This is a genomic window from Aeoliella fuhlenseeensis, from assembly GCF_052161615.1.
GTDB lineage: Bacteria > Planctomycetota > Planctomycetia > Pirellulales > Lacipirellulaceae > Aeoliella.
Window position 1 is genome coordinate 31,667 of record NZ_CP197417.1, and the last position, 23,580, is coordinate 55,246.

Genomic DNA, 23,580 nt, shown 5'->3' on the forward strand with positions numbered 1-23,580 from the left:
AGGGGGCATTTATTTTGCGGCGTTGCGGGCGGAATTCGAGGACATTTCCGGCACCGTCCAGGCTAGCCAAGCGGCCGAGGTTCGCAAAAGCCAACCGACTAGGAAGAACGCCGCGTAGATCGCCGGCGTCGCACCCGTGTCGGGCGAAACCGCGTCGAACACCGCCCCCGCGACGACGAGCGTCACGCCATTCGCCAGGTCACCCAGCGCGTGATACACGGCGAGTGCGGGTGCCGTGGCCGTCGTGGGGGCGAGGCGGAGTTTGAGCGTGTCGAGGCCGACATTGATGGGGGCGTACGCAATCCAAACGACATATGCCCCGACGATCCACCACCACTGGTCAGGCGTGGCGAGCATGTAGAACAGCGGGCCGGTAGCGACGATCAATTGCGAAATCGTCATCAGCCAACGCGTGCGACCCAGGTCGATCCACGCGCCGCACACCGGCGCGAGCGCGGCTTGGCCCGCGTGCATGACGCTCCGCAAGATGGTGAGGTCGGCGTAGCGAAGGTCGAGGATGCGACTCGGATAGAGATTGAGCGCGGGGCCACTCACCGCGTTGGCCACCGCGAACCACGACGAGTAGAGGATCAACTTCCGGTACGCGGGATCGGTCAGGGCGCGGACGAGGTCGTCCCACAAGAGTCTCGCTCGTGGCGGCGATATGTTCGTACGGGGCGCGAGTTCGAGGAGAGGCACCACGGCGAGCGCCATGAGCGAGGCTCCCAAGCCCGCCGACCACGCGAGGGGCAGCCACCTCGGCGCGTCGCGATCGAAGTAACTCCAGAGGAACGCGATGACGACACTCGCCGCGATGCCGACGATGCGGCCGATGACGAGGTAGCGCTCGCGCCAGCCGATGAGCCGTCCGCGGATCCGCGGCGGCATCCAATCGCCGAGCCAACTCCAAAGGGCGACCGTCGCGATGTACTCGAGCAAGTGGTACAGGCACCAACACGTGACGAGTCCCGCGATGTGGTACCGGCCCCACAAGGCCATTGCGCCGAGCACCACGGCGCTCGACAGGTAGCCGGCGAGGCAAACGAATTTCCGCTGCGAGCCGGTGGTCATCATCGCGGGGGCGGCGATACGAAGCACGCCGACCAGCCGTGGCGCGGCGAGGATTAAGCTCACGGCCAGCCCCCGAGCGCCGAGGTCCATGGCGAGGAACGTCACGAGCGTGGTGCTAACAAGCCCATTGCCGACGGCCCAGATAGCCGCGTTGGTATTGGCCAGCCACATCGCGAGTCGGATTGGCTGGGGCATGCGGAGGAATGACAGAGGAGAACGGAGTGGGCGGAGAAGGAAAGATTACGAACAGAAGGGAACAAAGGGAACGAAGTAGGGGTTTTAGTTTTCGCGGATGGCTGGGGGTTGGGGAACAGGAGGGAACGGAGGGGTGTCTTTGTAGCTGGACTCGCAAGGGTTCAGGCGGCGTCTGGGTGGCGGCCCGAATTCTGGCGAATCCGGCTACGATTATACTCTACCGGCGGCGGTCGATGCCCTGCATGTTATCCATGAGGCGAGAAAGTCGGCCATGGGCCCAGAAGGTGAGGCCGAGACCGGCGATGCCGCTGATGTTCAACACGAGCACGAGTAGGAGCAAGTAGACATCGTTGCGATCTTCAGCGGCTGCGAGTAGTAAGGAGGAAGCCACTGTGGGAATCATTGCCGCGAGAATCACCATCATGTTGAGTCGCCACCGCGTGGGCGGAAGTTCCTCATTGGCTGTTTCTCGAAACTCTTCCGCGCGTGGCCAAAGCCTTCCGTACAGCCCCCGCATCGCGGCGTATTCAACACCGCACAGCGAGTAAGCGACCGCGATTAATCCCGAGATAGCGAACGACGCGACGAAGTGCAAGTACAGCGACATCGGCACGGGGCCGGCGTAGTGGTCAATCACTGCTGGGAAGATCAGGCTGCCGGGGAGCCAACCGGCGGCGGCGACCGCCAGCAGGCAAATGGGGAGACAGAGCGTTCTTCGGCGAGCCCAGTCGAGTTTCTCCTGCGCGATCGGTTGGGTGCCGGAGAGTTCTTGCCACACGCGGAAGAGCGGTAGCAAGATGGCGACGCCGGCCAGCACCGCGAGTGGGTAGGCAATCGCGTTGTAAACGATCACCAACCACTTGAACACGGCCATCTGCGGATCGGCGAGCTGGCCGAGGATTTGCGACTCGTTGTAGCTGATGTTGAACAGGCTGCCGAGGAATTGCGGGAGTAGCGAGAAGATGACAACCCATCGCAGCGGGTGCTTCTTGATCGCGGGGACCAACCAGCTTCGGCTTCGCGAGGTGCGTTCGTGCTTGCGAAGTTCACGGGCACCATCGAGCGCGGCGGCGAGCTCCGCACCGCTTTGGTAGCGATCCTTGGGGTCGGGCTCCAGGCACTTCGAGATGGTATAGCTGAACGCTTTTGCCGCGTTGCCCGCTCCGGGAATGACATCGGGCGCGGCGATGCTTCGCACGGCGGCCAGGCGCTCGATGTACTGCACGCGATCATCGCACCGCGGCGGCGATTCGAGGGGGCTCTCGCCAGTCAGAAGCTCCGCGAGCACGATACCGAGCGAATAAACATCGGACCGGGCGTCGACCATTTCGGCTTTGACTTCGGTCGAGGGATTGAACGCATCGAGGTGCTCGGGCGACATGTAGGCGAGCGTGCCGCCGAATCGTTCGTCGGCCGAGGCGTTTTCGTCGAGCGATTGGAACGAAATATTGAAGTCGGCGAGCATCGGCTGGCCATAACGATTCACCAGCACGTTCGCCGGCTTGATGTCGCGATGCAGTACGCCTTGGCGATGCGCGTAGTCGACAGCCTCGGCGAGTCGCGCGCCGATCCAGCAAGTGGCCCCGAGGTCGTCCATCGCCTCGAGCTCTTCGCGGTCGCGGAGTGCCGAGGGGTTGAAGATGTCGGTGAGCTTGCTCCGCGTGTCGACCGAGGCCAGCACGTCGGCGCCGGTCCAGTGGCCGCGCGAAGTGCGAATGGCGATGAGGTCGTCGATCACCTTGTCCATCGCCGCGCCGGGGACCAGCTGCATGCAAAGCAGCTTGAGCTTGCCGGTGGTGTCGACCGTTTCGCTGAACACCTGCACGATGTGCTGGTGTTCGAGCCGGGCCATGGTGCGACCCTCGCTGCCATGGTTCGCCGCGATCTTGAGGGCGACCTGGCGATCGAGCGTTAATTGCCGCGCGAGGTACACGACGCCAAACGCCCCGCGCCCGAGCACGGCTTCGATCTCGAAGTCGTCGATCCGCTCGCCCCGCTTCATCACGTCCGACGCACTGCGAATTGAGCCGGTGTAGGCCACCGTCTTCACCATCGCGTGCGGCATCGGCGGCGGCATGCTCGGCGCCGCGCCGGTGGGCTCGTACGTATCGCTTTCGCTAGCGAGTTGCACGTCGGTGAGTTTGGGGTCTTGAGACATGTCGTAGAAAAATGGGGGAGGGCTCTCCGAGCCCGATGTGGGTCGCGTTCAGTGTAAGGTCAATCTAATTTCACCCAGGGCGGCGCTTCGGCTCGTTCCTCGCCTCAGCTTGCCCTGGGCTGGCATGTTGGGGCCCCTTCGGGGCGGGGAACGGAATGAATTCCGTTGTACTAGTTGGGTTTCCAGTAGTTCTCGAGGGCTTGGTCAATGCTAGGTATCGCAAAATCATCGCCGGCTTCTTTGAGTGCATTCTTTTTCAACAGCAAGAACTCTCGCACCGCAAGCCGTTGATCTGTGTCGAGCAGGTTGAACCTCGATTGCGCATCGTAAGGTTCAAAGAACAGGTCGAAAGTGATGTCATGCATCCCCGTCTCCTCGAGATCAGAGATCAAGTATGCCGGCAAGTGGAATCGCATCCCCTCCGCGTCGAAGAAGGAGAGACTGCTGCTGCAACCGTTGAGGTCCACAAAGGATATCTTTGCCCAATCCAGTTTCTCATCCTTGGCGCGTAATGCCTGTTCCTCAGCTTCACTTGCGTAATCGTCGATTGCTTGGCCTTGAAACAATCCCACACCATTCCCAAGCACGACGCCTTGGAAGGCTTCGCGGATGAGGTTGGCGACGCGGGTTTGTTCTTCGGTCATGGTTGTGTGCCATCCATTCTGCACCCAGGGCGGCGCTTCGGCTCGTTCCTCGCCTGCGCTTCCCCTGGGCTGACATGTTGGGGCCCCTTCGGGGCGTTCTCATATCGATCCTATTCTCATTCGCGAAGATTCGCGTTATTCGCGGGCAGCTTCTAAGTAACGGAATAAATTCCGTTGTACGACTGAACTCCGTTCTACGAATTGGGTTTGCAGTATTGCCACAGGTCGAGGTCAATCAGTTCTTGTTCCACGGCGTCGGGGGTGGCGTCGGTTAGGGTGTTGGCAACTTCGTCAATAAGTAAGTCGCCAAAGCGCTCTCTCGCGCGGTGCAGGGTGACTCGGATCGCGCCGGCGTTGATGTCTTTCTTGAGCACACTGCTGACGATCTCGGCGAGTTCGGGCGAGCGGACGTCGGGGTGTTCGACGCGCATACGGAGCACGGTATGGTAGGGCTTGCCGGTGGTGAGTTCTTCGCGCTCCAGCGCTTGCCACACTCGCGCTAAGAGATCGGCTCGCCAGCTCTTGAGGAACTCGGCGTCGCTGGGGGCTTCGTAGGAGTTGGCCACCTCGGGCGTGTCGTCCATCAACGGGCCGGCTTGCTTCTGTTGCTTTGCGCGGCGGCGCTGGTAGTCGACGATCAAGTGGTAGAGCGAGGTCTTCAGGAAGCTACGGAACCGGCCCTTGGTGGGGTCGGCTTGGCCGTAGTCGCCGCGGACGAACTTCAAGGCGAACTCCTGAAACACCTCGTCCGCCGCGTCGGGATCGCGGAGGGAGGCCAGGGCGTACCGGCGGACGGCCCCACCGTAGCGGTCGAGCATCTGCTGCTGAGCGGCAGAGAACTGTGTAGCATCCTGCCGGTGGGCCTGCTGGACCACGGACCACAGGGTATCGATGCGGCTGAGTCGGTCGTCCATGGAGGTTGGGGCTGGGGGCTTGAGACTGGGGACTAGGGGCTGGAAAAGTCGAGCCGCCACCGTGAGGTGGCGAAGGATTCGGGTTTACCTGTGAGCCGGGTCGTCCTCGACCCCGGACGTGCGGGGGTTTGGGCAGGGGTGATTGAGTTGGCTAAGTTTCCGGGGCCGAGGACGGCCCGGCTCGCTGGAAAACTTTCGGCTTGATTGCGGCGTTTCGGGGCTCATTCTACTGTTCGTTGGGGTGTTTAGGAAAAAACTTTGCGGGCGGTGTAACAGCGGGGCAGGGGGGCGTAAGAGAGGGTGAAGACGAATCCAAACTAGCGAGGCCAGCCCAAAACGAGCCGGCCCGCTCCATACACCCGAAAGGAAATAAGTCATGTCCCGCCAAGTACTTACCGCTGTTGCTGTCTTGATGGTTGTCGCCGCTTCGAACGCCGCTCTGGCTGGTGGTTGCGGAGGGGGAAAGAGCAGTGGCCACTACGGTGGCGTCAACGTCCACCACCGTTTCGTTGCCACCCACAGCCACTACCACAAGCCGGTTCACGTGGTGTCGCGTCCGGTGGTGGTCTCTCGGCCCGTGATCATCGAACGCCCTGTGATCGACAACTGCCATCACCCCAAGTTCTGCCTAGCGTACGTTTGCCCTGGCGAGACCTTGCTTGATATCTGCGGCCGCGAGTATGGGAATCCTGCGTTCTTCAACCGGGTGGCCGAGTTCAATGGCCTGCCCGCTGGCTTGCCGCTGAGCCCAGGCCAGCCGATCAAGTTGCCGACCATCTACGATAGTGGTCGGATGATGGCGAGCGACTCGCCGGTTCCTCCGATGCCCTCGTTCAACCCCGGTGCGTTGAACGGTGCCGGTCCCGGCCCGCAAGCTGGTTTCAATCCTGGCATGCCCCAAGGCCAGCCCCAGTTGCAAGTTCAGCAGGCTTCGCAGCAGACGCCGATGATGCAGGGCCCCATGAACCAGGGAATGATGCAGCAAGGCCAGATGCAGCAGCCTCCCATGAGCCAAGGCCCCGTCAATCAAGCTCCTCCGATGAATATGCGTGAGGCCCAGCGAGTGGTGCCGACCTTCACCGCTGGCAGCCAGTTGGTGCTCGATGGCCAGCAGTTCGGTGGAACTCCGGGCCGAGTGCTGATGGCGATGGGGCCGATGGAACTGCCGGTGGCCGTGGCGAACTGGACCCCGAGTGAAGTGGTGGTTCAGCTCCCCGAGCTTCCGCTGACCACCGTGACCAACGCCCGGCTGATCGTGCTCGACGCCGACAACAAGCTGGTGACCCAGAGCGAACTGCAACTGGCCCCCAAGACGAGCCGCCTGGCGATGGGGAACTAAGTACTAATCGCAGTACCAATCTTGAAAGTGAGCATCATCACTTCCTTCGCACCCCGCCCGAGCCAATTGGCTCGGGCGGGGTTGTTTTGTTGGTGCGCGATTTCAGAGGCGAATTGCTGGCGACGCGGTCTCGTCCGGCAGTTAACGGAAGTACGATGAAGGCTTTCCGGAACTACCCGCCCCCGCGACGATTTCGGTCGTTGTATCATGGGAGTTCCAACCCTTGGCCCCAGTCGCAGTCGTTGGCCAGTCGCATCCTTCCGAGCTTTGAGGAGTTCATCATGCGTGCTTGTGTTCGTAGTTTCTTACTCATGATGGGAACCTTGGTGCTTGGCGGCTCCATGTCGGTGGCCGCCGATGTGGTGACGCTGCCCTCGCTGCTGGAGGAAATGACCAGCCGCGAGACGCTGGCCCGCTTCCCCCAGCCGGCTTACACGTGTGCCCAGGCGTCGAGCTACGACCGCGACTCGGTCGATCCGGCGGACCACGACAAGTGGATGGCCAACGGCGACCGTAGCCAGTGGGTTCGCATCGACGACGTGGAGATCGATGGCAAGAAGCAAAAAGAGTACGTGATGATGGACCAGGAGGGCCCCGGTGCTCTCGTCCGCTTCTGGGCAACGTGGCACGGGCCGCGGGTGGATGGCAAGGTGCAGAAGTTCTCGAACGGCACACTGCGGGTGTATCTCGATGGCAGCGACAAGCCCGCCATCGAAGGGCCGATCGAAGAGGTGATCTCCAAGGGCCTGCTGTGCGAAGGTCCGCTGTCGCAGAGCGTGTCGCCGTTGACCCCTTACGCCAACCGCGGGCACAACCTGTACTTCCCGATTCCGTACGCCAAGAGCTGCAAGGTGACTTACACGACCGATGTCCCCATCGATCGCGGCGCTCGCACGGGCGAGGCGCTGTACTACCAAATCAACTACCGCACTTACGAGCCCGGCACCCAGGTCGAGACCTTCTCGATGGACAACCTGGCCAAGGCGGAAGAGGCGGTTGCCAAGGCGCAAGAGAAGCTGCTGGGCTACGCGGTGGTCGAGGGCAATTCAAGGAGCGTCACGAACTACATGGGGCAACTCGCCGCCGGTGACTCGGCCACGCTGGAGATGGAAGGCTCGCAGGCGATTCGTCAGATCTCGCTGAAGCTCGACGCCGAAAACCAGAACCAGGCGCTTCGTTCGACCATCCTGAAGATCGAGTTCGACGGCGAGCAGACCGTGTGGGTGCCAGTGGGTGAGTTCTTCGGCATTGGCTACCAGCCCGCCGAGCATAAGACGTTCTACACCGAGACCAAGGCCGACGGCTCGCTGGCCGTGAACTGGGTGATGCCGTTTGCGAAGTCGGCGAAGCTAACGCTCGAGAACCTGGGCGACCAGACCGTGAACATCGCCGATTGGTCGGTGACCGCCACGCCGTGGAAGTGGGACGATCGCTCGCTGCACTTCCACACCACGTGGCACGAGCTGCGGCACGTCGACACCTGGGTCGACGCCAAGAAGCCCGGCGCCGGTGCGTACGATGTCAACTACGTGACGGTGAACGGCAAGGGCGTTTACGCCGGCGACACGCTGACCATCTTCAACGGTGCCGCCCGTTGGTGGGGCGAGGGGGACGAGAAGATTTACGTCGATGGCGAGAAGTTTCCCTCGCACTTCGGCACCGGCACCGAGGACTACTACGGCTACGCGTGGTGCCGTCCCGAAAACTTCACCGCTCCGATGCACGCACAGCCAACGGGTGATGGCAACCTAGTAGGCGGCTTCGCGGTGAATAGCCGTTATCGCGCGCTCGACGCCATTCCGTTTGAGAAGTCGCTGAAGTTCGACATGGAGCTGTGGCACTGGGCCGACACCAAGGTGAACTTCGCGCCGACCACGTTCTTCTACGCCCGCCCCGGAGCCACGACCAACAGCCGGCCTCTACCCGACGCGGCGACGCAGCCCGTCACGATGACACGTGGCGAGATCGGCACCGTGTTCGCCGTCGAGGGGGCAATCGAAGCCGAGACGCTCAAGGTCGCCAGCGTCAGTGGTGGCAATGCGGCTCCGCAAGTGCATGGCGATTGGGGCTGGAGCAACGACTCGCAAGTGTGGTGGCAAGGTGCCAAGGAAGGGGACGAACTGGTGATCGAGTTCCCCGTAAAGAAAGCCGGCCGCTACGCCGTGGATGCCGCCCTCACCAGCGCGCCCGACTACGCCAAGGTCGACATCCTGGTAAACGACCAGAAGGCCGCGAGCGTCGATGGCTACGCCGAGGACGTGAAGTCGAGCGTCACCAAGCTGGGCGAGTTCGACCTTGCCGAAGGGACCAACCGCCTGACGGTCCGCATGACGGGATACAACCCGAAGGCGCAGAAGCGTGGCATGTTCGGGCTGGATTATTTGAAGCTCGAAGCGAAGTAATAAGCCGCGGCCACTAAATGAACGTGCTGAGCAGATCAATTGCCGCGGTGACGCTGGCAAGCGAAGCGGTTTCGCTCGCCGTGTGGTAACCGGTGGTGGGGATTTGCAGCGTGGTGCCGCTGATCGCCCCGCCGGTGGCCGCGCTGAGTCGTCCGAGTTCGGTGCGGCCGAGCGTCCCTTGCTTCTCGCGCGTGGCATTGAGTGCTTCGACCCAGGCGTCTTTGTGTATGTAACTGATCCCGAGGTCGTCGCAGCGCCCTTCGAGCTCGCGGGTGATTCCCTCGGCGAACAGGGCGCTCGCGTCCTTGCGCCGCAGCACCAGTTGCTGCGCCTCGGCTGCCTGCCGTGTGGGGAACGGACTGGTGTCGAGCACCATCAGCCGCTCGGTGCGGAGATTGTGCCTTTGGAACCACGCCAGCGCGTACCGCCAGCTTCGCCCCGCTTCTTCCTGCGCGGTGAAGAGGGCGGTTCCCTGGAAGCCGCAGCGAAACAAGTGAATGAGAATCGCGCAGCTCAGCACGTTGTCGAGCTGCGCCGAGATCGCCCCGTCCGCGACCATTAATCGATCGAGGAACGACACCGGGGTACCGGGCTGAAGAAACTCCAGCCCATCGAGCTCGAAGATCAAGTTCCGCCGCGCGGGGCAGACGTACGACTTGGTGATGCGACCTTGGCCCAGGTACGTCCCCGCGTACGGCAAGTGCGCCTGCACCCGCTGACCGGCGAAGCGATCGCCGATGGTGCACATCATTTGCTCGGACACCGAGTCGCCAGTCAGGTCGCTCTGGTTGCTGGAGATGAACGCCGCGTACTGAAACTCGTTGGGCCCCGTGCACAAGAGCCCGTGCCGATCGATGTGAGCCGACAAAATGACGTCGTGCGGGCGGCCCCCCTCGGCCACCAGGATCCCCTGGTAATACCGCACCCGCGCGCCGACCTCTTCCAGCTCCCGCCGCAGTACCCGAAAAAACGAGTCCTCCGCCCCCACGACGCTGGGCTCGCGAATCAAGTTCTGCAGCACGTCCAAAAACGGAGCGATGTCCGACCGAATCCTCCCATCGCCGCTGAATTCTTTATCAATCGGACTCACAGAGTCGGCAAAACTGCTCATGGATTGTGCAAACCGGGTGCGAAGCGGGGCGCCGGCGCAGTAGGAGCAAATGGTGGGCCGGAGGAGGCACCGGCTAAGCCGCGGAGTGGCGACAGCGCATAGCCAGGGGCGCGAGCCCCTGGACCCGATGCCCCAATTACCACCAGCCGCGGAGCGGCGACAGCGCGTTTCCAAGCGCGTCACGGCGTGCAGATTTCGGATTGATTGCTGACCGATAGCGCGGCGGCTAAACTGGGTCGGTGATTGGCAACGAGTTCTCGCCCAGCCTGCGAAGAGCACCTCCTTCCCCACGGTTTGTGTCGACTGAACAATTCATCCACCAAAATCGCATGACTGAGCACGATCCATTCAACGAGCCAGAAACAGCGCATCCCCGCGCTCGCCAATTGATGCGTGAACCGATGTTTTGGGATTGTGTAGATGAAGGTGCGCCCTTCGGTAGCGACGAGGGCAGCGATGCCTATTACGAATGGCGCCGATGGCGAGCCGAGAATCCAGACGCACCTCTCATTGATTGCTTCGAATGGATTCTGGATGGGAATCTCAATTGCTACAATGACGCTTTGGCATCCGATGCTCAAGTCGCCATCGATTTGGAGAATCCTGACGATGCATTGCTGAGTGAGCACTTCGACATGTTCACATTGGATGCAACAATCATCGCAACGGGACTTGGACAATTATTAGATGAAGGAACAATCGATCTAGAAGCGAAGCCCATCATTCATGTCGCGATAAAACGTCAACGTTATCCTAAGGCAGGATTCTTCGATGCAGCTACGCTGGATGCTATCGCCCGCGTGGTGGACGAGGCATAGCACCATCCAACATGGCACGATTAGATCACGCACGCGAGCCATAAGGGTACCCCGTCCCCCAAGCCGCGGAGCGGCGGCAGCGAGCCTACCCAACGAGTTCCTGCTCGAACACAAATTTCGGATCGTACGCGATCTGATGCCGATCGAGGAGCTCGATGAACTCCTCTCGGAAATTCCGTTGGCGGTGGTGCTCTTGCTGGTTCTGGATGTAACCGCCGACAACATCGCGCTGCGAGACGCTCACGCTAAACGCCGCGTAACCGGGTTGCCATTGGAACTTCCCTCGATGGTCGTCGCGCTCGTTCACCCATTTGGAGGAGTTAGCCTTGATGAGGCGAATCGCATCCGAAACGGCGATGGTCGGAGGAATGCCCATCAGAAGGTGGAGGTGATCGGGCATGCCACCGACTTCGCGGAGGCAGCCGCTTTCGGCGCGGATGATTCCGCCGAGGTATTGGTAGAGTTCCTCGCGGAACGTCTCGTGAATGAGTGGTTTGCGGTACTTCGTGCTGAAGACGACGTGGTAGTCCAGCGAGGTGAAGGTGCTGGCCATTGCGATTGCCCCGGGCCGATGAGTGTACGTGATAAGGTGTTTAGTTTAGCAGAAACCCGGGGTAAGCTTCGCTGTCGCCGCTCCGCGGCTTGTGGTGGGGTTGGGGCGTGATCCTGGGGCTTGCGCCCCAGGCTATGCGCTGTCGCCGCTCCGCGGCTGAGGAAGGGCAGCAGTTCAAGTGCGAATCTCGCCCCTTCGCGGCTTCGCCGGCGCGTTGGTTCCGACCGCACCCTCTACTTCGCCACCAACTGAATCTTCCGAAACAACGGCGCGTGCCGGTAGTAAACCTCTAGCGTGCAGGTCGCCAGCACGGTCATGTAAAGCCGGCCACCTTGGTGGCCGTGGGGGTCGTTGGGGTCCCAGCTGCCGGCGGCGTGGCCGTGTTGGATTTGCGAGGTGACCAGGGCGTCGCTCATCGCGGCGTTCCATTCGCGCCATTCGCTGCCACCCCAGTGATGCAGAAGCTGTGTGGCGTAGTACCAGTAGTAGATGTTGGTGTCTCGGGTGTTCACAGGATAACGCCGGACGAGCTCCCGCACTCCGCGTCGCAGGCCCGGCTCGTCTTGTTTCCAGCCAAGGTAGATGCGCGAGAGCAAACCCTCGGCCGTCATCGCCGCGGATTCGCCGTGGCCGGGCATGTAGGCGTACATCGAACCCTGGCGGTCGGCTTGCACGGCGTTGAGGAACCGGTCGGCCCGCGCCAGCACCGATGGCTCGACGCGCAGCCCCGAGGCGCGTGCCGAATGCAGAGCCATGAGCTGCCAGCCGGTGACGCTGAGGTCGCCGCCGTCGTTCGGTTCGTCCGCCGTGTACCGCCAACCTCCGTCTTTACGCTGGGCGGTGGAGAGGTAGTTCACGGCTAACTGCGCGGGATCGCGGAACGTCTCGTCGCCGGTCAGGGCGTAGGCGTCGCACAGGGCGATGGTCGCCAGGGCGTGGGCGTACATCGCAGCGTTGTGCGAGCTGCCCGACGCTAGGTTGCCACTACCCTTCTGAGCGTCCACAAGATACCGCAGTCCTAGGCTCACTTCGTCTTGGTAGCGACCCGTGCGATGGGTTTGGCCGGCGCCGAGCATCGCTTGCAGCACCATGGCGGTCGCGCCAGCGTCGCTATGCATGCCGGCAGCGTGTCCACATTGGCCATTGCAATCGCCCGCGCGGTGGAACTCGTCGAGCGACCACCGGCCATCCTCATGCTGGTGCCGGGCCATCCAGTCAAGCGCGCGGGCCACCGCGGCCTCGGTCAGGTTCGTCCCCCCTTCGGCCTCGACAATCTGCCGGCGAATGCGAGGATCGCGGGCGGCCAGCATGCGGCGGTACTTGTCGTCCGAGGTCAGGTTCTCCGCGACGCGATCGAGCGGTGGCAGGTTCGGTGCGTCGGCGGGGTCTTCGATCGCCAGTTGCTCAGCCCACCGCTCGGCTTCGATTTCTTCCGCTTCGTCGGGCGGATCGATGGGGACGTTGAACCCGACGGTTTCGATCGATTCGTTCAGCTCGTCGCCGGCCCGCTCGTTGGTGTCGAACACGACGCTCAGGTTAATCGCCTCGTCGGCCTTCATAAAGTCGCCCCAACCGAGAAGGGCGAGCAGGATGAGCAACAACAAGTGCGTCACCAAACTCATCAGCACGGCGAGCAGTTGGTTTAAACTACGCAGCAGCTTCTTCGTTCGCGAGCGAACCTTGGGAGGTGCCGACACATCGAGCGAGCTGAAGTCGATGGTCTCAGCGAGCGCGAGCTCGCGTGCCGTGATCTCCGGTGTGACATCCGGTGGAGGCGTCGTTGGTGTCGGTAGAGATTTCTTCGTCGCCCGCGCCGGATCGGCGACCGCCAGGTACTCCAGTGCGATCGACGTCCCGCACCGCAAGCAGTCGGCCGACCGCAACCACAACCGAATGGCCATCGGCATGCCACAATCGGGACACGCACACGCATCGACCCCCGGGTCGAGCGCGGGAAGCTCAGCGGTGTTGGGTTCGAGGAGTGTGGTCATTGGGGCTGTATGCGAGTTGCAAGTGGCTTCGTTTAACGCCCAGCCGAAGGCGCCGGCTACGTCGGAATCACGAGAGCCCAAGGCCATTCATAATACGTGTGCCACGCCTTGGGTGATACGCCAGCGAAGTATTCCGGGGCGAGATTCGTTGGCTGCTAGCGAAAGTATTGCAAGGGCGGAACCTTGAACAAGGAGTTTATCGTTTAACGCCCAGCCGTAGGCGCCGGCTAACATTCCAACCGTCAATACGCTTGCTCTTAGTGATAAGTCTGCCACCCCCCTCGCGAAATGCCTGCGAACGGAGTGACGAACGACCAACTTTGCTTGCGTTTCCCCTCCTTCGCCGGATTCTCTTCAACATAGCGGATTGCCGTCTCAATCTGCTCCTCCGAATCGAGGTAAACCTTCCATTCGTGCTCTGCCCACATGCGTGGCGGCCTAGCATGTTCGCCACGGTATGCTGCTAGCGGGTGTATACCGTCCTCTGTAAGCCGACTCGTCGCGGCGCCTTTCAGGAGGTTGACCATTTGTTCCACTTTGTAATGGTGGCGAGCCAACACGAGGTGAACGTGCTCAGGAAGGACGCTGCACGCCCAGACCGTGTAGCCACTCTTGGCAACAAGCTGACCAAAGGCGTTACCAACGGACAATGCTTGAGCGCCGGTCAAACTCACGGCTGGGTATCGAAGTGACCTTTGTGCTTCGTCGCGCAAACGAATTTCTTCGAACGAAAGTTCGTCAAAAGTTCGCCTCTCGAGCGATCTTGCACCGCGACCGAACTTCAGAAACTCCCACTTGCGGACTATCTCCGACCATGAGCCCCGTGGGTCATTTGGCAGCCAGAATCCATAGGCGGGCATGATGACGTGATAGCCGTGGATCATGTTGGGGCTCGAAGAGGAGAGACAGGAGCAATTATTGTAACTAGCGTGCGGCAGGAAGTGTCTTCTTCGTTTAACGCCCAGCCGTAGGCACCGGCTAATGGTGCCTCGGAGGTAGCCGGCGCCTACGGCTGGGCGTTAAACGAAATTGGCCTAAAAACCGCCCCATTTCCCGCTCATTCCCACCCCCGCCGTGCGTTGTGAATCGGCCCCAAAAACGCTACAATGAATCGCTTCCGAACGACCCATTTCCGCAAGGATGAACCGACGTGGCAGACGACACCAACGAACCCACTGAGCCGCAAGAAACTGGTGCTGGCGCGACGCCTGAGAGCAAGCCCGAAGCGGCCATCGCCCTGCGGTTGATCGACCTGCCGATCGAGGACGAGCTGAAGGATAGCTACCTGACGTACGCAATGAGCGTGATCGTCAGCCGCGCGCTGCCCGACGTTCGCGACGGCCTCAAGCCCTCGCAGCGCCGCATTCTGGTGGCGATGAACGACCTGAACCTCGGCCCCGGCGCGGCGCGCGTCAAATGTGCCAAGATCTCCGGCGATACCAGCGGTAACTACCATCCGCACGGCGAAAGCGTTATCTATCCGACGCTGGTCCGCATGGCCCAGGAATGGAACATGCGAAGTCTGCTGATCGACAAGCAGGGGAACTTCGGCAGCATCGCCGGCCTGCCTCCCGCGGCCATGCGATACACCGAAGCTCGCATGTCGCCGATCGCGGCGATGATGCTCGACGATCTGAAGCTCGACACCGTCGACTTCATTCCCACCTACGACGAACGCCACACCGAACCGGTGGTGCTTCCGTCGAAGTTCCCGAACCTGATGGTCAACGGCTCGGGCGGCATCGCCGTGGGCATGGCGACCAGCATTCCGCCGCACAACCTGCGCGAGGTCTGCGGCGGCATCATCGCCATGATCGACGACCCCGACATCTCGATCGCCGGCCTGATGGAGTACATCAAAGGCCCCGACTTCCCGACCGGCGGTACGATCTGCGGCCGCAGCGGCATCGTCAAAGGCTACCAGACGGGCCGCAGCACGGTGGTTATCCGAGCCCGCACCAGCATCGAAGAGAAGGGCAAGCGTTCGCGGATCATCATCCACGACATTCCCTACCAGCAGACCCGCGATCCGATGGTCAAGAAGATCGCGCAACTCGCCAACGAAGGCAAAGTGCCTGGCATTAGCGACGTCCGCGACGAGAGCGACCTCAAGGAGCCAGTGCGTATTGTCATCGAGCTCAAGCGCGATGGCGATCCCGACATCGTGCTCAATCAGCTCTACAAGTACTCGCCGCTACAGGACACGTTCAGCGTCATCTTCCTGGCGCTGGTAGATGGCAAGCCTCGGGTGCTGAACCTGAAGGAAATGCTGCAAGAGTTTGTGCGGCATCGCGTGACGGTCATTCGCCGGCGGACGCAGTTCCTTCTGGCGCGGGCTCGTCGACGCAAGCACACGGTGCAAGGCTTGCTGCTGGCCCACGCGAACATCGACGAAGTGATTCGCGTGATCCGCGCCTCGAAGACCCAGCCCGAGGCGAAGCAAGCGTTAATGGATATCAAGACGCCCGGCGCGCTGCTCAAGCGAGCGCTCGGCGACGATGGTTACGCACAGTTCCAGCAGGAACGTGGTGTGGCCGAGGAGTATTCGCTCACGCCCGTGCAGGCCGACGCGATCCTCAAAATGACGCTCGGTCAGCTCGTGAATCTCGAGCAAGAGAAGCTCGCCGAAGAGCATGCTGAACTCTTGGTGCAGATTGGCGAGTACATGTCGATCCTGGCCGACGAGGCTCGGATCTACGCGATCATTCGCGAAGACATGGAAGAGCTGATGAACTCGCGTCACGCCGACGCTCGCCGCACCGACATCTCGGGCGAAGAGCTTGGCGACGTGAACATGGAAGACCTGATCGAAGAGGAGACCATGGTGGTTTCCATTTCGCACAACGGGTACATCAAGCGCACGCCGGCCAGCACCTATCGCGCCCAGCGACGTGGCGGCAAGGGCATTAAGGGTGCCACGGTCGACGACGACGATCCGGTCGAGCACCTGTTCGTCACCAGCACGCACGATTACCTGCTGTTCTTCACGAACCTCGGCAAGGTCTACTGGCAGAAGGTTTACAACCTTCCCGCGCTGTCGCGCGAGAGCAAAGGCCGGGCGATCGTCAACTTGCTGAATCTCGCCGAAGGCGAAAAGATCGCAGGCTGTCTGGCGATTCGCGACTTCGACCAGCCGAACCATTACTTGATGATGGCGACGCGGCAGGGTCTGGTGAAGAAGACCGAGCTCAAGGCGTACGGTCGTCCCATGAAGACCGGCATCATCGCCATCAAGCTCAAAGAAGGAGACGAGTTGGTCGACGTAGTCGTCGCTAAGCAGGGGGACGAGATTCTGCTCGCCACGGCTGCCGGTATGGCCATTCGCTTCCGCGAGAGCGACGCCCGTCCGATGGGACGCAACACCTCGGGCGTTAAGGGCATCGGCCTCACCAAGGGCGATTCACTCGCTGGCATGGTGGTCGCCGACCCCGATGCGACGTTGCTCACCGCAACGGTGCATGGCTTCGGTAAACGGACGCCGTTTGGACCTAACGCCCCAGCGGCGGATCCAAGTTCCATGCCCCCCGGCGATGATATGGACGCCGTGGAGTCCACGGAAGTCGAGGCGGTCGAGTCCGAAGAGGACGAGGCTTCGAGCAGCTTCAAGTACCGCACGCAAAACCGCGGTGGTAAGGGTCTGCGGGATATCAAGACCACGCAGCGCAACGGCCAAGTGATTGGCATCACTCGCGTCACCGACGAAGACGAACTGCTGATGATGACCGCCCGCGGCAAGATCCAGCGGATCAAAGCAAGCGACATCAGCACCATCGGCCGCAACACCCAGGGCGTGAACATCATGACGCTGGGCGAAGAAGATACACTGACGGCCATCGTCCGCGTGCCCGCGGAAGAGCTGGTCGCGGAGGACGTGGCGGAGGTGGAAGAGTAAGCTAGTAGAACGCGGCGATCCTGTAGCTAGAATAGATGCTAGGATCGCTCCGTCCTAATTACAGTAGGAATTCTCCATGTCGTACCAAGTTCCATCCGACGTAATTCCATCGATCGACGCGTTTATCGGCACTGGAGGATACTCCTCGTCCGATGATGTCCTGCGCGCCGCAGTGGGATTGCTTAAGCGCCAGGAGTCCGACATCGCCGCTATCCAAGAGGGCATTGCTGACGAAGTGGCCGGCCGAGTGACTCCAGCTCGGGACGTGTTGGCCCGGTACGCGGGGCGACTGCAACATGGGTCGTGAGGTTCTGTTCGCCAGGAGGGCCGAGCAAGATTTTGACGAGACCTTCAACTGGTACGCTGAGAGGTCGGAGGACGCTGCCGCGTTGTGGTTGGGGGCGGTACATCGGGCGATCCAAGAACTAGAAGTGTCGGCGGACCGGCTGCCGTATTCGCAGGAGAACGACCGATTCCCACTAGAACTTCGCCAGCTCGTGTTTCGAGTCGGAGCAAAACCAACGCATCGCATGGTGTTCGCGATTCGAGACGAAAGAGTTGTAGTTTACGCCATTCGTCATCTAGCGTAGGATGACTTGAAGGTAGGCGACGTGTAGGAATCCATTCGACAAGATGCTTGCAGAATGTTCGAGCACGTGATTCGTAGCTTAATACTTCGCCAACCGGCTCGCGCGTTGGCGGAAAGGGGGCGTGATGCGTTGTTTGCGACTGTGTGCGCTGATGGTTGCCTGCGCAGGGGGCGGGTTGGCGTGGGGCGAGAAGCTCGATGACCAGCAGCTGGGCGAGAAGGCTGAGCGGCTGCAGGCGGTTGTGGAAGAAAAGGTGCTCCAGCAGCATGGCATGGTACCCATGCTCGTGCGGGCGAGCGACTACCAGCTTCCGACGGCCAAGGACTACGAGGGGGCGTACCAGCACCGTCACCTCCAAGGCAAAACCGAGGCCGAGCTCGGACTACCTCCGATGCACGTCTGGCGGGCGTGGGAGAACACGCCCTCCGACACGGCTTACTACTTGTACGCGATGGCGCACAAGTACCGAGTGACGGGCGACCCCGAGACGCTCGAAGTCTGCCGGCGTACATTCGGCGCGCTCAAGTACATTCACCAGCTTGGCGTCGAAAAGGGCGAGCGGGGATTCCTGCCCAAACCGTACGGCGGTGTCTACAGCAACCAGACCGCCGGCGATCAGTTGCAGTGCGTCACTTGGGGGCTCGCCGCGTACCGTCCGATTGCTCCGCCCGACGATGCTCGCGACCTCGACCAAATGGTCAGCGACTTCGCCTTGCACCAGATGGAGACCGACTACATCAACCTGCATGGCTACTTCGGCAAGACTCGTGAACAGCAGATCCAAGAGAAGCAGGAACAGGGCTGGCGATGGAAAAGGGCGGCCATCTATCTGCCGACGCTCTATCTAGCATGGGACGCGCGAGGCGACGATCGCTTCGTCACCGAGATCGAGCGATTAAACTCTCTGTCCTCAAAGTCGCATTACCGCGTCGCCACCGATCGGTTCAGCACCAACGGCTTTGGCGGCAAACGCGATTTGTACCTGCCGTCTTACTTGATGCAGCGTGATCCCGCGCGCCACGAAGTCTGGCGCGAGGCGATGCGAACCACCTACCAGCAGGCCAGCACCGGCGTGCTCGGCGATGGCACTTGGCCGAGCGCGTGGCGTTACGATAGCAAGCGCGGCGGCCGCCAAATCGAGTCGATGCCCACGGTCGGAGGCGGCGTCGGTCGTACCGGCCGCTCGGCCATTTTCGCCATGGGGTGCGTCAGCGCCCAACGCTGGTTTAAAGACCCCGCCATGCAACGCACCGCGCGGCACATTCTCGAGCAACTCGACGAACCCACCCTGCGTTTCATCCTGCCACTGGACGACGACCACCCGCTACCCGACGAGTGGGTGGTCGAATCCGAGATGCTGGACCTCGACAGCCTCACCGGCTGGCTCGCGGCGTACTGGGAGGGGCGTTTTCGAGGGTATTGGTAGAGTGAGAGTGAAGGAGTGGGGGATGTTCGGAAGAAATCAGCGAATAGCCGACGAGCTACGCCTCGTCGGACGGGAGTATTCGAGTCCACCGCGCGTGGTGACTATCGTTATCCGGAGTACTTAATGTCGCATCCATCTACATTCGCATGCACAGCAATTTCGGTCGTCGTTCTCGGCACTTTGCTCGGCTGTGGCGGGCGTCCGCCGGTAACTCCTCAGGGATCGGCATCGCTGGACGAGCTGAAAGCCACTCTTGTTGAGTCCCTCGCAGCGGGAGACTACGACCGGATATGGGCGTGTGTCTACCCCAAGGGCGACGAGTTTGCCAAGGATAGAGACTACCGCAATAGCATGGAGGCGATGTACGCTTGGGGGCGGAACTTAAAACTCTCTCTTCGTTGCGTGCGGGTGCTCGATCCCAAAGAGTTTTCCATCCCACCAGAAGCGATGTATATCGATGGCCGCGCGATTGAGCCGAATTTTGAGCCAAGCCACCTGCTTTCCATTCACTATTGGAATCCACCGACGGAGCGCGATCCTAGCGGCCTGGGCGCGGCTACCTTCCATCTCGACGTGAGTGTTGGACAAGTGGACGGCAAGTGGTGGTGTGTGGGAATGAAGCAAGCCGATCCCAAGAAGCAGCCAAGCCAGTCCATTGCAGAATCCGTTGAGCCACTCGCACCGCTGGGCGAGGAACTTTCCAAAGCCGAGGGCGTGTCGCTGAAGCGGGCAGAAGGTCCTTTCGCCGAACTCGGCTTTAACAGCCTCTTCGTCAAGAGCGAAGATGCCAAGGAGATGACGAAGTCACCAAGGGGAGCTCATCTGCTTGGAGACTTGCTGCTGGACGTGATGCCGTTCGATCACTGGACCAAGGACTTTCACCTCTTGCCAGAAGGATACTACACCCTCTCCGTTGAGAATTTGCCGAAGACGCGAGAGCAGTGTTTTGACATCGTCTGCGAAGCACTTGAAGGTTCGTTCGACCTGAAGATCGAAGTCGGTGAAACAAGCTGGGACGCCTTCCGCATCAGCGTGCCGGATGAACTTCCCCAGGACGTATGGGCAGATGCAGACGCCGAGTGGAGCATGAATGGCGGTCCCTCGGCGTCGACTGGTGCTGTCGATAGCTATCAGCTCAAGGGCATCACCTTCGCCGAGTTCGAAGAGTGGCTCAGCGACCACCTTAATGGACCTGTGACGATCGTGAACCCACCGGAGGGGAAGTATTCAATGGACGTGCTCATCGGTGGCGTCGATGAAGCGAAACTGCTGGAGATCTGGCTGAAGGAGGGGGGCTTCGGCGTCGAGCACTACCAAACGCCGGTTCCAACGGTCACCGTAAGTCCCGCCGACAAGTCGACTCAGGCCGAGTAGGCTCAATGTTACCGGCAACTCCCCGCTTTCATGCGGTTTTTCCCACTTTCTGGACATCCCCCCCTCCGCCAATCAAAATGGCTGGTCGCTGGGCAACCAGCCCCGAAATCCCCCAACTTCCCCTCGCGCGGCTGGCGGCCGATGCCGGGGCGTGACTTCGCCTTCGACCACTCCGCGCGCTATGCCGACCACCATCGACAACTCCGCTTCCTCCGCCGCCCGGTCCGCGGGCGTTGACGAGCAGCAGCGGACGTTCGAGGCCAAGTACCACGCGGCCGATCGCGATCGTTGGTGGTTTCACGACTCGCGAGATCCGTTGGTCCGTTACCTCCGCGACCGTCGACTGGCGATCGGCACCGACCATTTTCTCAAGGTCTCTGGCAAGAAACCCGCGGAATGTTCGGTGCTCTTGGTGTGCGGGGGTGTGGGTGGCGAGGGAAGCTACTTCGCCGACCGCGGTTTTCGCGAAGTCACGGTGTCCGACTTCTCGTCGAGCGCGCTAGACGTGTGCCAAGCCCGCGATCCAAGGCTCAAAACACAGCTAGAAAACGCCGAGGCCCTGGACCTCGACGACGAAAGCTACGATTTGGTCGTGGTGCAAGATGGCCTCCACCACTTGCCTCGGCCGGTGCTCGGTTACAACGAGATGCTCCGCGTTGCCCGACATGGAGTGCTGGTCATCGAACCCCACACCGGCCTCGTCGCCGATCTGCTGGGCACGCAGTGGGAGCAGGAAGGGGACGCGATCAACTACGTCTTCCGCTGGAACCACGAGCTGCTGGAGCAGGCCACCCGGTCGATGATACTGCAGCGGCCCTGCTACGTCCGCGGCATGCGAGTGTGGGACCACAACGTCTCGGTCCGCAAGCTCGCCAATGCCTTGGGCGGCAAAAAGCTTGGCCTCGCCGCTAGCAAGCTCACCTACGGCACCCTCGGCACGCTCCTCCCGGGCCTGGGCAACATGTTCATCGGCGTGGTCGTCAAACGGTAACGCGGTGAAGAAGTAGCGCGACCGAACATGCCGCCCGCCAACGGCTTGCCTCTTCGCAGGCCCCCACGCCGGCATCCCCTGGCTGTCGTCCCACCCCCGGCTTGCGCCCCGATTCTTCACATTCGCTTCACATTCGGGCGGGCAGGAATCTGCGAGATTTGTAGCAATTCGGTTCCGCTTCTGTTAAACTTCGTGGATGGCCAGTGAGGGATCGAGCTAGATTCCCTGGCTACTCAATTCCCGGAGCTTGTCGCCAATCGCTCGAGTCTGAATCTTCGACCCCGCACATCGCCGCCGCCCGCGCGATGTGTTCTTGTTGGTCGACTCGCGATGCTTCTGCGACGTTCCCGCTTGTGATTTTCCCGATGAGCACTGCGCTCTCGTTTTCCACACGTTCGATAACCATGAACAACATGATCCACCACTTTGCGATGAAGACGGTTTCACTGTTCGCCCTCTTGCTCGTCACCTTGAACTCCACCTCTCAGGCTGCGCCTACCATTTGGGATGGTCCATCGCTCACGTTCACAAAAGCCGGATTTGCCGACCCCACGCTGCCAGAGATTCAAGACCGCATCACGGACAACGTTTGGATTACGCGAGGCGGTACAGGCGGGATCTATAACGCGGCCGTGGAAGCGTCCTACGACATGATTGGCAATACGTCGCCGAGCGGTACTCTTTGGGCTTTTGGCACCACCGACGACCTCGATAGCCTGGTATTCGGTACCTGGAGAACCACCGTTTCTAACAATCCGCCGGGGTCGCTCAATCGAGATATGGTTCTGCACTTGGTGGAAGACGACATCTACCTCGACCTCCGATTTCTCTCTTGGGGTGGCCAGCCTCAGGGGGGCTCCTTCAGCTACGTACGCTCGACGGGTACTGCTATCCCCGAGCCTTCCACCCTTGCGATGGTTGCTGGTGCGTTCGTCGCGGTGTTAGGATGGCGACGCTGGGCGAGGTAATGATTGCTCGCTTGGATTCTCGCTGGAGCAATTTGCTATGCGTGGTCGTTCGTTGCGCGGTGCGCTTGCACTGCTGGTTGCCTGCGGAGCCATCGGGACTATGAGTGTGGCAGAATCTGCCGAGCCCAAGCCACGTTGGGTGCTCGTGCTGCATGGCGGAGCGGGGAGCATCCCCGGCGATTCGCCCGACGATATTCGCAACGGCTATGAGAACGGTATCCGTCAGGCCATGGACGTCGGCGTTCGATTGCTCGAAGAGGGTCGTCCCGCGGTCGACGTCGTTGCCGAAGTGGTGGTGAGTCTCGAGGACTCGCCCATCTTCAACGCCGGTAAGGGCTCGGTCTTCACGGCCGCCGGTGGGCACGAACTCGACGCCTGCATCATGGACGGCAGCACCATGGGCTCCGGCGCGGTGGCCGGCGTCAAACGACTCAAGAATCCCATCCGCGCCGCGAGGCTCGTGATGGACAACACGCGGCATCTGCTGCTCGCTGGCGATGGTGCCGACGAGTTCGCCATCGCCGCGGGTTGCGACGAAGTCGACCAATCGTACTTCTTCACCAGCCGCCGGTTCCACGCCCTCAATCGCTACCTGCGCGAGAACAACCAGCCGCCGCTCAAGTCACCCGCCTACGCGCTCCCCAAAGGCGTGACCATCGAGCCCGACTTCGCCGACAAGCCGGGGAACACGGTGGGCTGCGTCGCGCTCGACGTGCATGGCAACCTCGCCGCCGCAACGAGCACCGGCGGGCTCAACGGCAAGATGTATGGCCGGGTGGGCGACACGCCGATCGTTGGCGCGGGGACCTACGCGAACAAGTTCTGCGCCGCCAGCGGCACCGGCATCGGCGAACAGTTCATGCGTCACACGGCTTGCACCAAGGTCGCGTGGCTGGTGGAGCAAGGCCAGTCTACCCAGGACGCCGTGGAGCACTGTCTCACCAAAGTGCTCAACCCCGGCGACGGTGGCATCATCGCCATCGACGCCAACGGCCGCGTCACCGCCCAGTCCACCACGGGCTCGATGCCCCACGCCATTGCCGACTCCAGTGGAAGGCGTGACATTGGGATTTGGATGGAGAAGTGAAAGCCCCTTCACCCTCCCTCCGGGAGGGTCGCGCTGTAAGCGCGGGGAGGGAAAGC

At 61.5% G+C, this 23,580-nt stretch carries 19 protein-coding genes; 11 read left to right on the forward strand and 8 right to left on the reverse strand.

The features are described 5' to 3' along the window. Positions 1 to 9: 9 nt before the first annotated feature. The 4 genes from SH292x_RS00125 to SH292x_RS00140 form a co-directional block, all read right to left on the reverse strand. Positions 10 to 1,266 (reverse strand): hypothetical protein, encoded by a 1,257-nt coding sequence (locus tag SH292x_RS00125; RefSeq protein WP_442483533.1) that lies wholly within the window; start codon positions 1,264 to 1,266, stop codon positions 10 to 12. Positions 1,267 to 1,483: 217 nt separating this feature from the next. Continuing rightward, positions 1,484 to 3,424 (reverse strand): serine/threonine-protein kinase, encoded by a 1,941-nt coding sequence (locus SH292x_RS00130; RefSeq protein WP_442483534.1) that lies wholly within the window; start codon positions 3,422 to 3,424, stop codon positions 1,484 to 1,486. A 170-nt stretch (positions 3,425 to 3,594) separates the two neighbouring features. Next, positions 3,595 to 4,068: a DUF6714 family protein gene (locus SH292x_RS00135; RefSeq protein WP_442483535.1), complete on the reverse strand. Its 474-nt coding sequence runs from the start codon at positions 4,066 to 4,068 to the stop codon at positions 3,595 to 3,597. Between the two features lie 194 nt (positions 4,069 to 4,262). Next, on the reverse strand, positions 4,263 to 4,982 hold the full coding sequence (locus SH292x_RS00140; RefSeq protein WP_442483536.1) for an RNA polymerase sigma factor: 720 nt from the start codon (positions 4,980 to 4,982) through the stop codon (positions 4,263 to 4,265). Between the two features lie 376 nt (positions 4,983 to 5,358). On the opposite strand from SH292x_RS00140, the gene SH292x_RS00145 reads away from it, so the two are divergent. Together SH292x_RS00145 and SH292x_RS00150 are read left to right on the forward strand one after the other, a co-directional pair. Continuing rightward, entirely contained in the window at positions 5,359 to 6,321 is a 963-nt protein-coding gene (locus SH292x_RS00145; RefSeq protein WP_442483537.1) for a hypothetical protein, read from the forward strand. 281 nt (positions 6,322 to 6,602) lie between these two features. Continuing rightward, positions 6,603 to 8,723 carry a glycoside hydrolase family 172 protein gene (locus tag SH292x_RS00150; protein WP_442483538.1) on the forward strand — a complete coding sequence of 707 codons (2,121 nt, stop codon included), beginning with the start codon at positions 6,603 to 6,605 and terminating at the stop codon, positions 8,721 to 8,723. A 13-nt stretch (positions 8,724 to 8,736) separates the two neighbouring features. Here the strand turns inward: SH292x_RS00150 and SH292x_RS00155 are convergent, their stop codons facing one another. Further along, positions 8,737 to 9,834 carry a peptidase M42 gene (locus SH292x_RS00155; RefSeq protein ID WP_442483539.1) on the reverse strand — a complete coding sequence of 366 codons (1,098 nt, stop codon included), beginning with the start codon at positions 9,832 to 9,834 and terminating at the stop codon, positions 8,737 to 8,739. A 329-nt stretch (positions 9,835 to 10,163) separates the two neighbouring features. On the opposite strand from SH292x_RS00155, the gene SH292x_RS00160 reads away from it, so the two are divergent. Continuing rightward, a complete protein-coding gene (locus SH292x_RS00160; RefSeq protein ID WP_442483540.1) occupies positions 10,164 to 10,652 on the forward strand; it encodes a molybdate metabolism regulator in 489 nt (162 codons plus the stop codon). 85 nt (positions 10,653 to 10,737) lie between these two features. Here SH292x_RS00160 and tnpA read toward each other — a convergent pair whose 3' ends face one another. The 3 genes from tnpA to SH292x_RS00175 all read right to left on the reverse strand — a co-directional run bounded on the left by tnpA (position 10,738) and on the right by SH292x_RS00175 (position 14,080). Continuing rightward, positions 10,738 to 11,205, reverse strand: coding sequence for an IS200/IS605 family transposase (tnpA, locus tag SH292x_RS00165; RefSeq protein ID WP_442483541.1), 468 nt, complete (start codon positions 11,203 to 11,205; stop codon positions 10,738 to 10,740). A 233-nt stretch (positions 11,206 to 11,438) separates the two neighbouring features. After that, positions 11,439 to 13,196, reverse strand: coding sequence for a prenyltransferase/squalene oxidase repeat-containing protein (locus SH292x_RS00170; RefSeq protein ID WP_442483542.1), 1,758 nt, complete (start codon positions 13,194 to 13,196; stop codon positions 11,439 to 11,441). A 257-nt stretch (positions 13,197 to 13,453) separates the two neighbouring features. Beyond that, positions 13,454 to 14,080, reverse strand: a complete 627-nt coding sequence (locus SH292x_RS00175) for a transposase (RefSeq protein ID WP_442483543.1) — start codon at positions 14,078 to 14,080, stop codon at positions 13,454 to 13,456. A gap of 266 nt (positions 14,081 to 14,346) precedes the next feature. Here SH292x_RS00175 and gyrA point away from each other — a divergent pair, with 266 nt between their 5' ends. The 8 genes from gyrA to SH292x_RS00215 all read left to right on the forward strand — a co-directional run bounded on the left by gyrA (position 14,347) and on the right by SH292x_RS00215 (position 23,524). Beyond that, positions 14,347 to 17,088: a DNA gyrase subunit A gene (gene gyrA / locus SH292x_RS00180; protein WP_442483544.1), complete on the forward strand. Its 2,742-nt coding sequence runs from the start codon at positions 14,347 to 14,349 to the stop codon at positions 17,086 to 17,088. Between the two features lie 76 nt (positions 17,089 to 17,164). After that, the gene (locus tag SH292x_RS00185; RefSeq protein ID WP_442483545.1) at positions 17,165 to 17,395 is read left to right on the forward strand and encodes a ribbon-helix-helix domain-containing protein; all 231 of its coding nucleotides are present in this window, start codon (positions 17,165 to 17,167) and stop codon (positions 17,393 to 17,395) included. Beyond that, a complete protein-coding gene (locus SH292x_RS00190) occupies positions 17,385 to 17,678 on the forward strand; it encodes a type II toxin-antitoxin system RelE/ParE family toxin (RefSeq protein ID WP_442483546.1) in 294 nt (97 codons plus the stop codon). Before SH292x_RS00185 ends, SH292x_RS00190 begins: the two co-directional genes overlap by 11 nt. 124 nt (positions 17,679 to 17,802) lie before the next feature. Beyond that, positions 17,803 to 19,104 carry a hypothetical protein gene (locus tag SH292x_RS00195; RefSeq protein WP_442483547.1) on the forward strand — a complete coding sequence of 434 codons (1,302 nt, stop codon included), beginning with the start codon at positions 17,803 to 17,805 and terminating at the stop codon, positions 19,102 to 19,104. 123 nt (positions 19,105 to 19,227) lie between these two features. Further along, the gene (locus SH292x_RS00200; protein WP_442483548.1) at positions 19,228 to 20,478 is read left to right on the forward strand and encodes a hypothetical protein; all 1,251 of its coding nucleotides are present in this window, start codon (positions 19,228 to 19,230) and stop codon (positions 20,476 to 20,478) included. 181 nt (positions 20,479 to 20,659) lie between these two features. Further along, positions 20,660 to 21,469 carry a class I SAM-dependent methyltransferase gene (locus SH292x_RS00205; RefSeq protein WP_442483549.1) on the forward strand — a complete coding sequence of 270 codons (810 nt, stop codon included), beginning with the start codon at positions 20,660 to 20,662 and terminating at the stop codon, positions 21,467 to 21,469. A 404-nt stretch (positions 21,470 to 21,873) separates the two neighbouring features. Continuing rightward, positions 21,874 to 22,437: a PEP-CTERM sorting domain-containing protein gene (locus SH292x_RS00210; protein ID WP_442483550.1), complete on the forward strand. Its 564-nt coding sequence runs from the start codon at positions 21,874 to 21,876 to the stop codon at positions 22,435 to 22,437. Between the two features lie 37 nt (positions 22,438 to 22,474). Next, positions 22,475 to 23,524 carry an isoaspartyl peptidase/L-asparaginase family protein gene (locus SH292x_RS00215; protein WP_442483551.1) on the forward strand — a complete coding sequence of 350 codons (1,050 nt, stop codon included), beginning with the start codon at positions 22,475 to 22,477 and terminating at the stop codon, positions 23,522 to 23,524. Positions 23,525 to 23,580 lie beyond the last annotated feature (56 nt).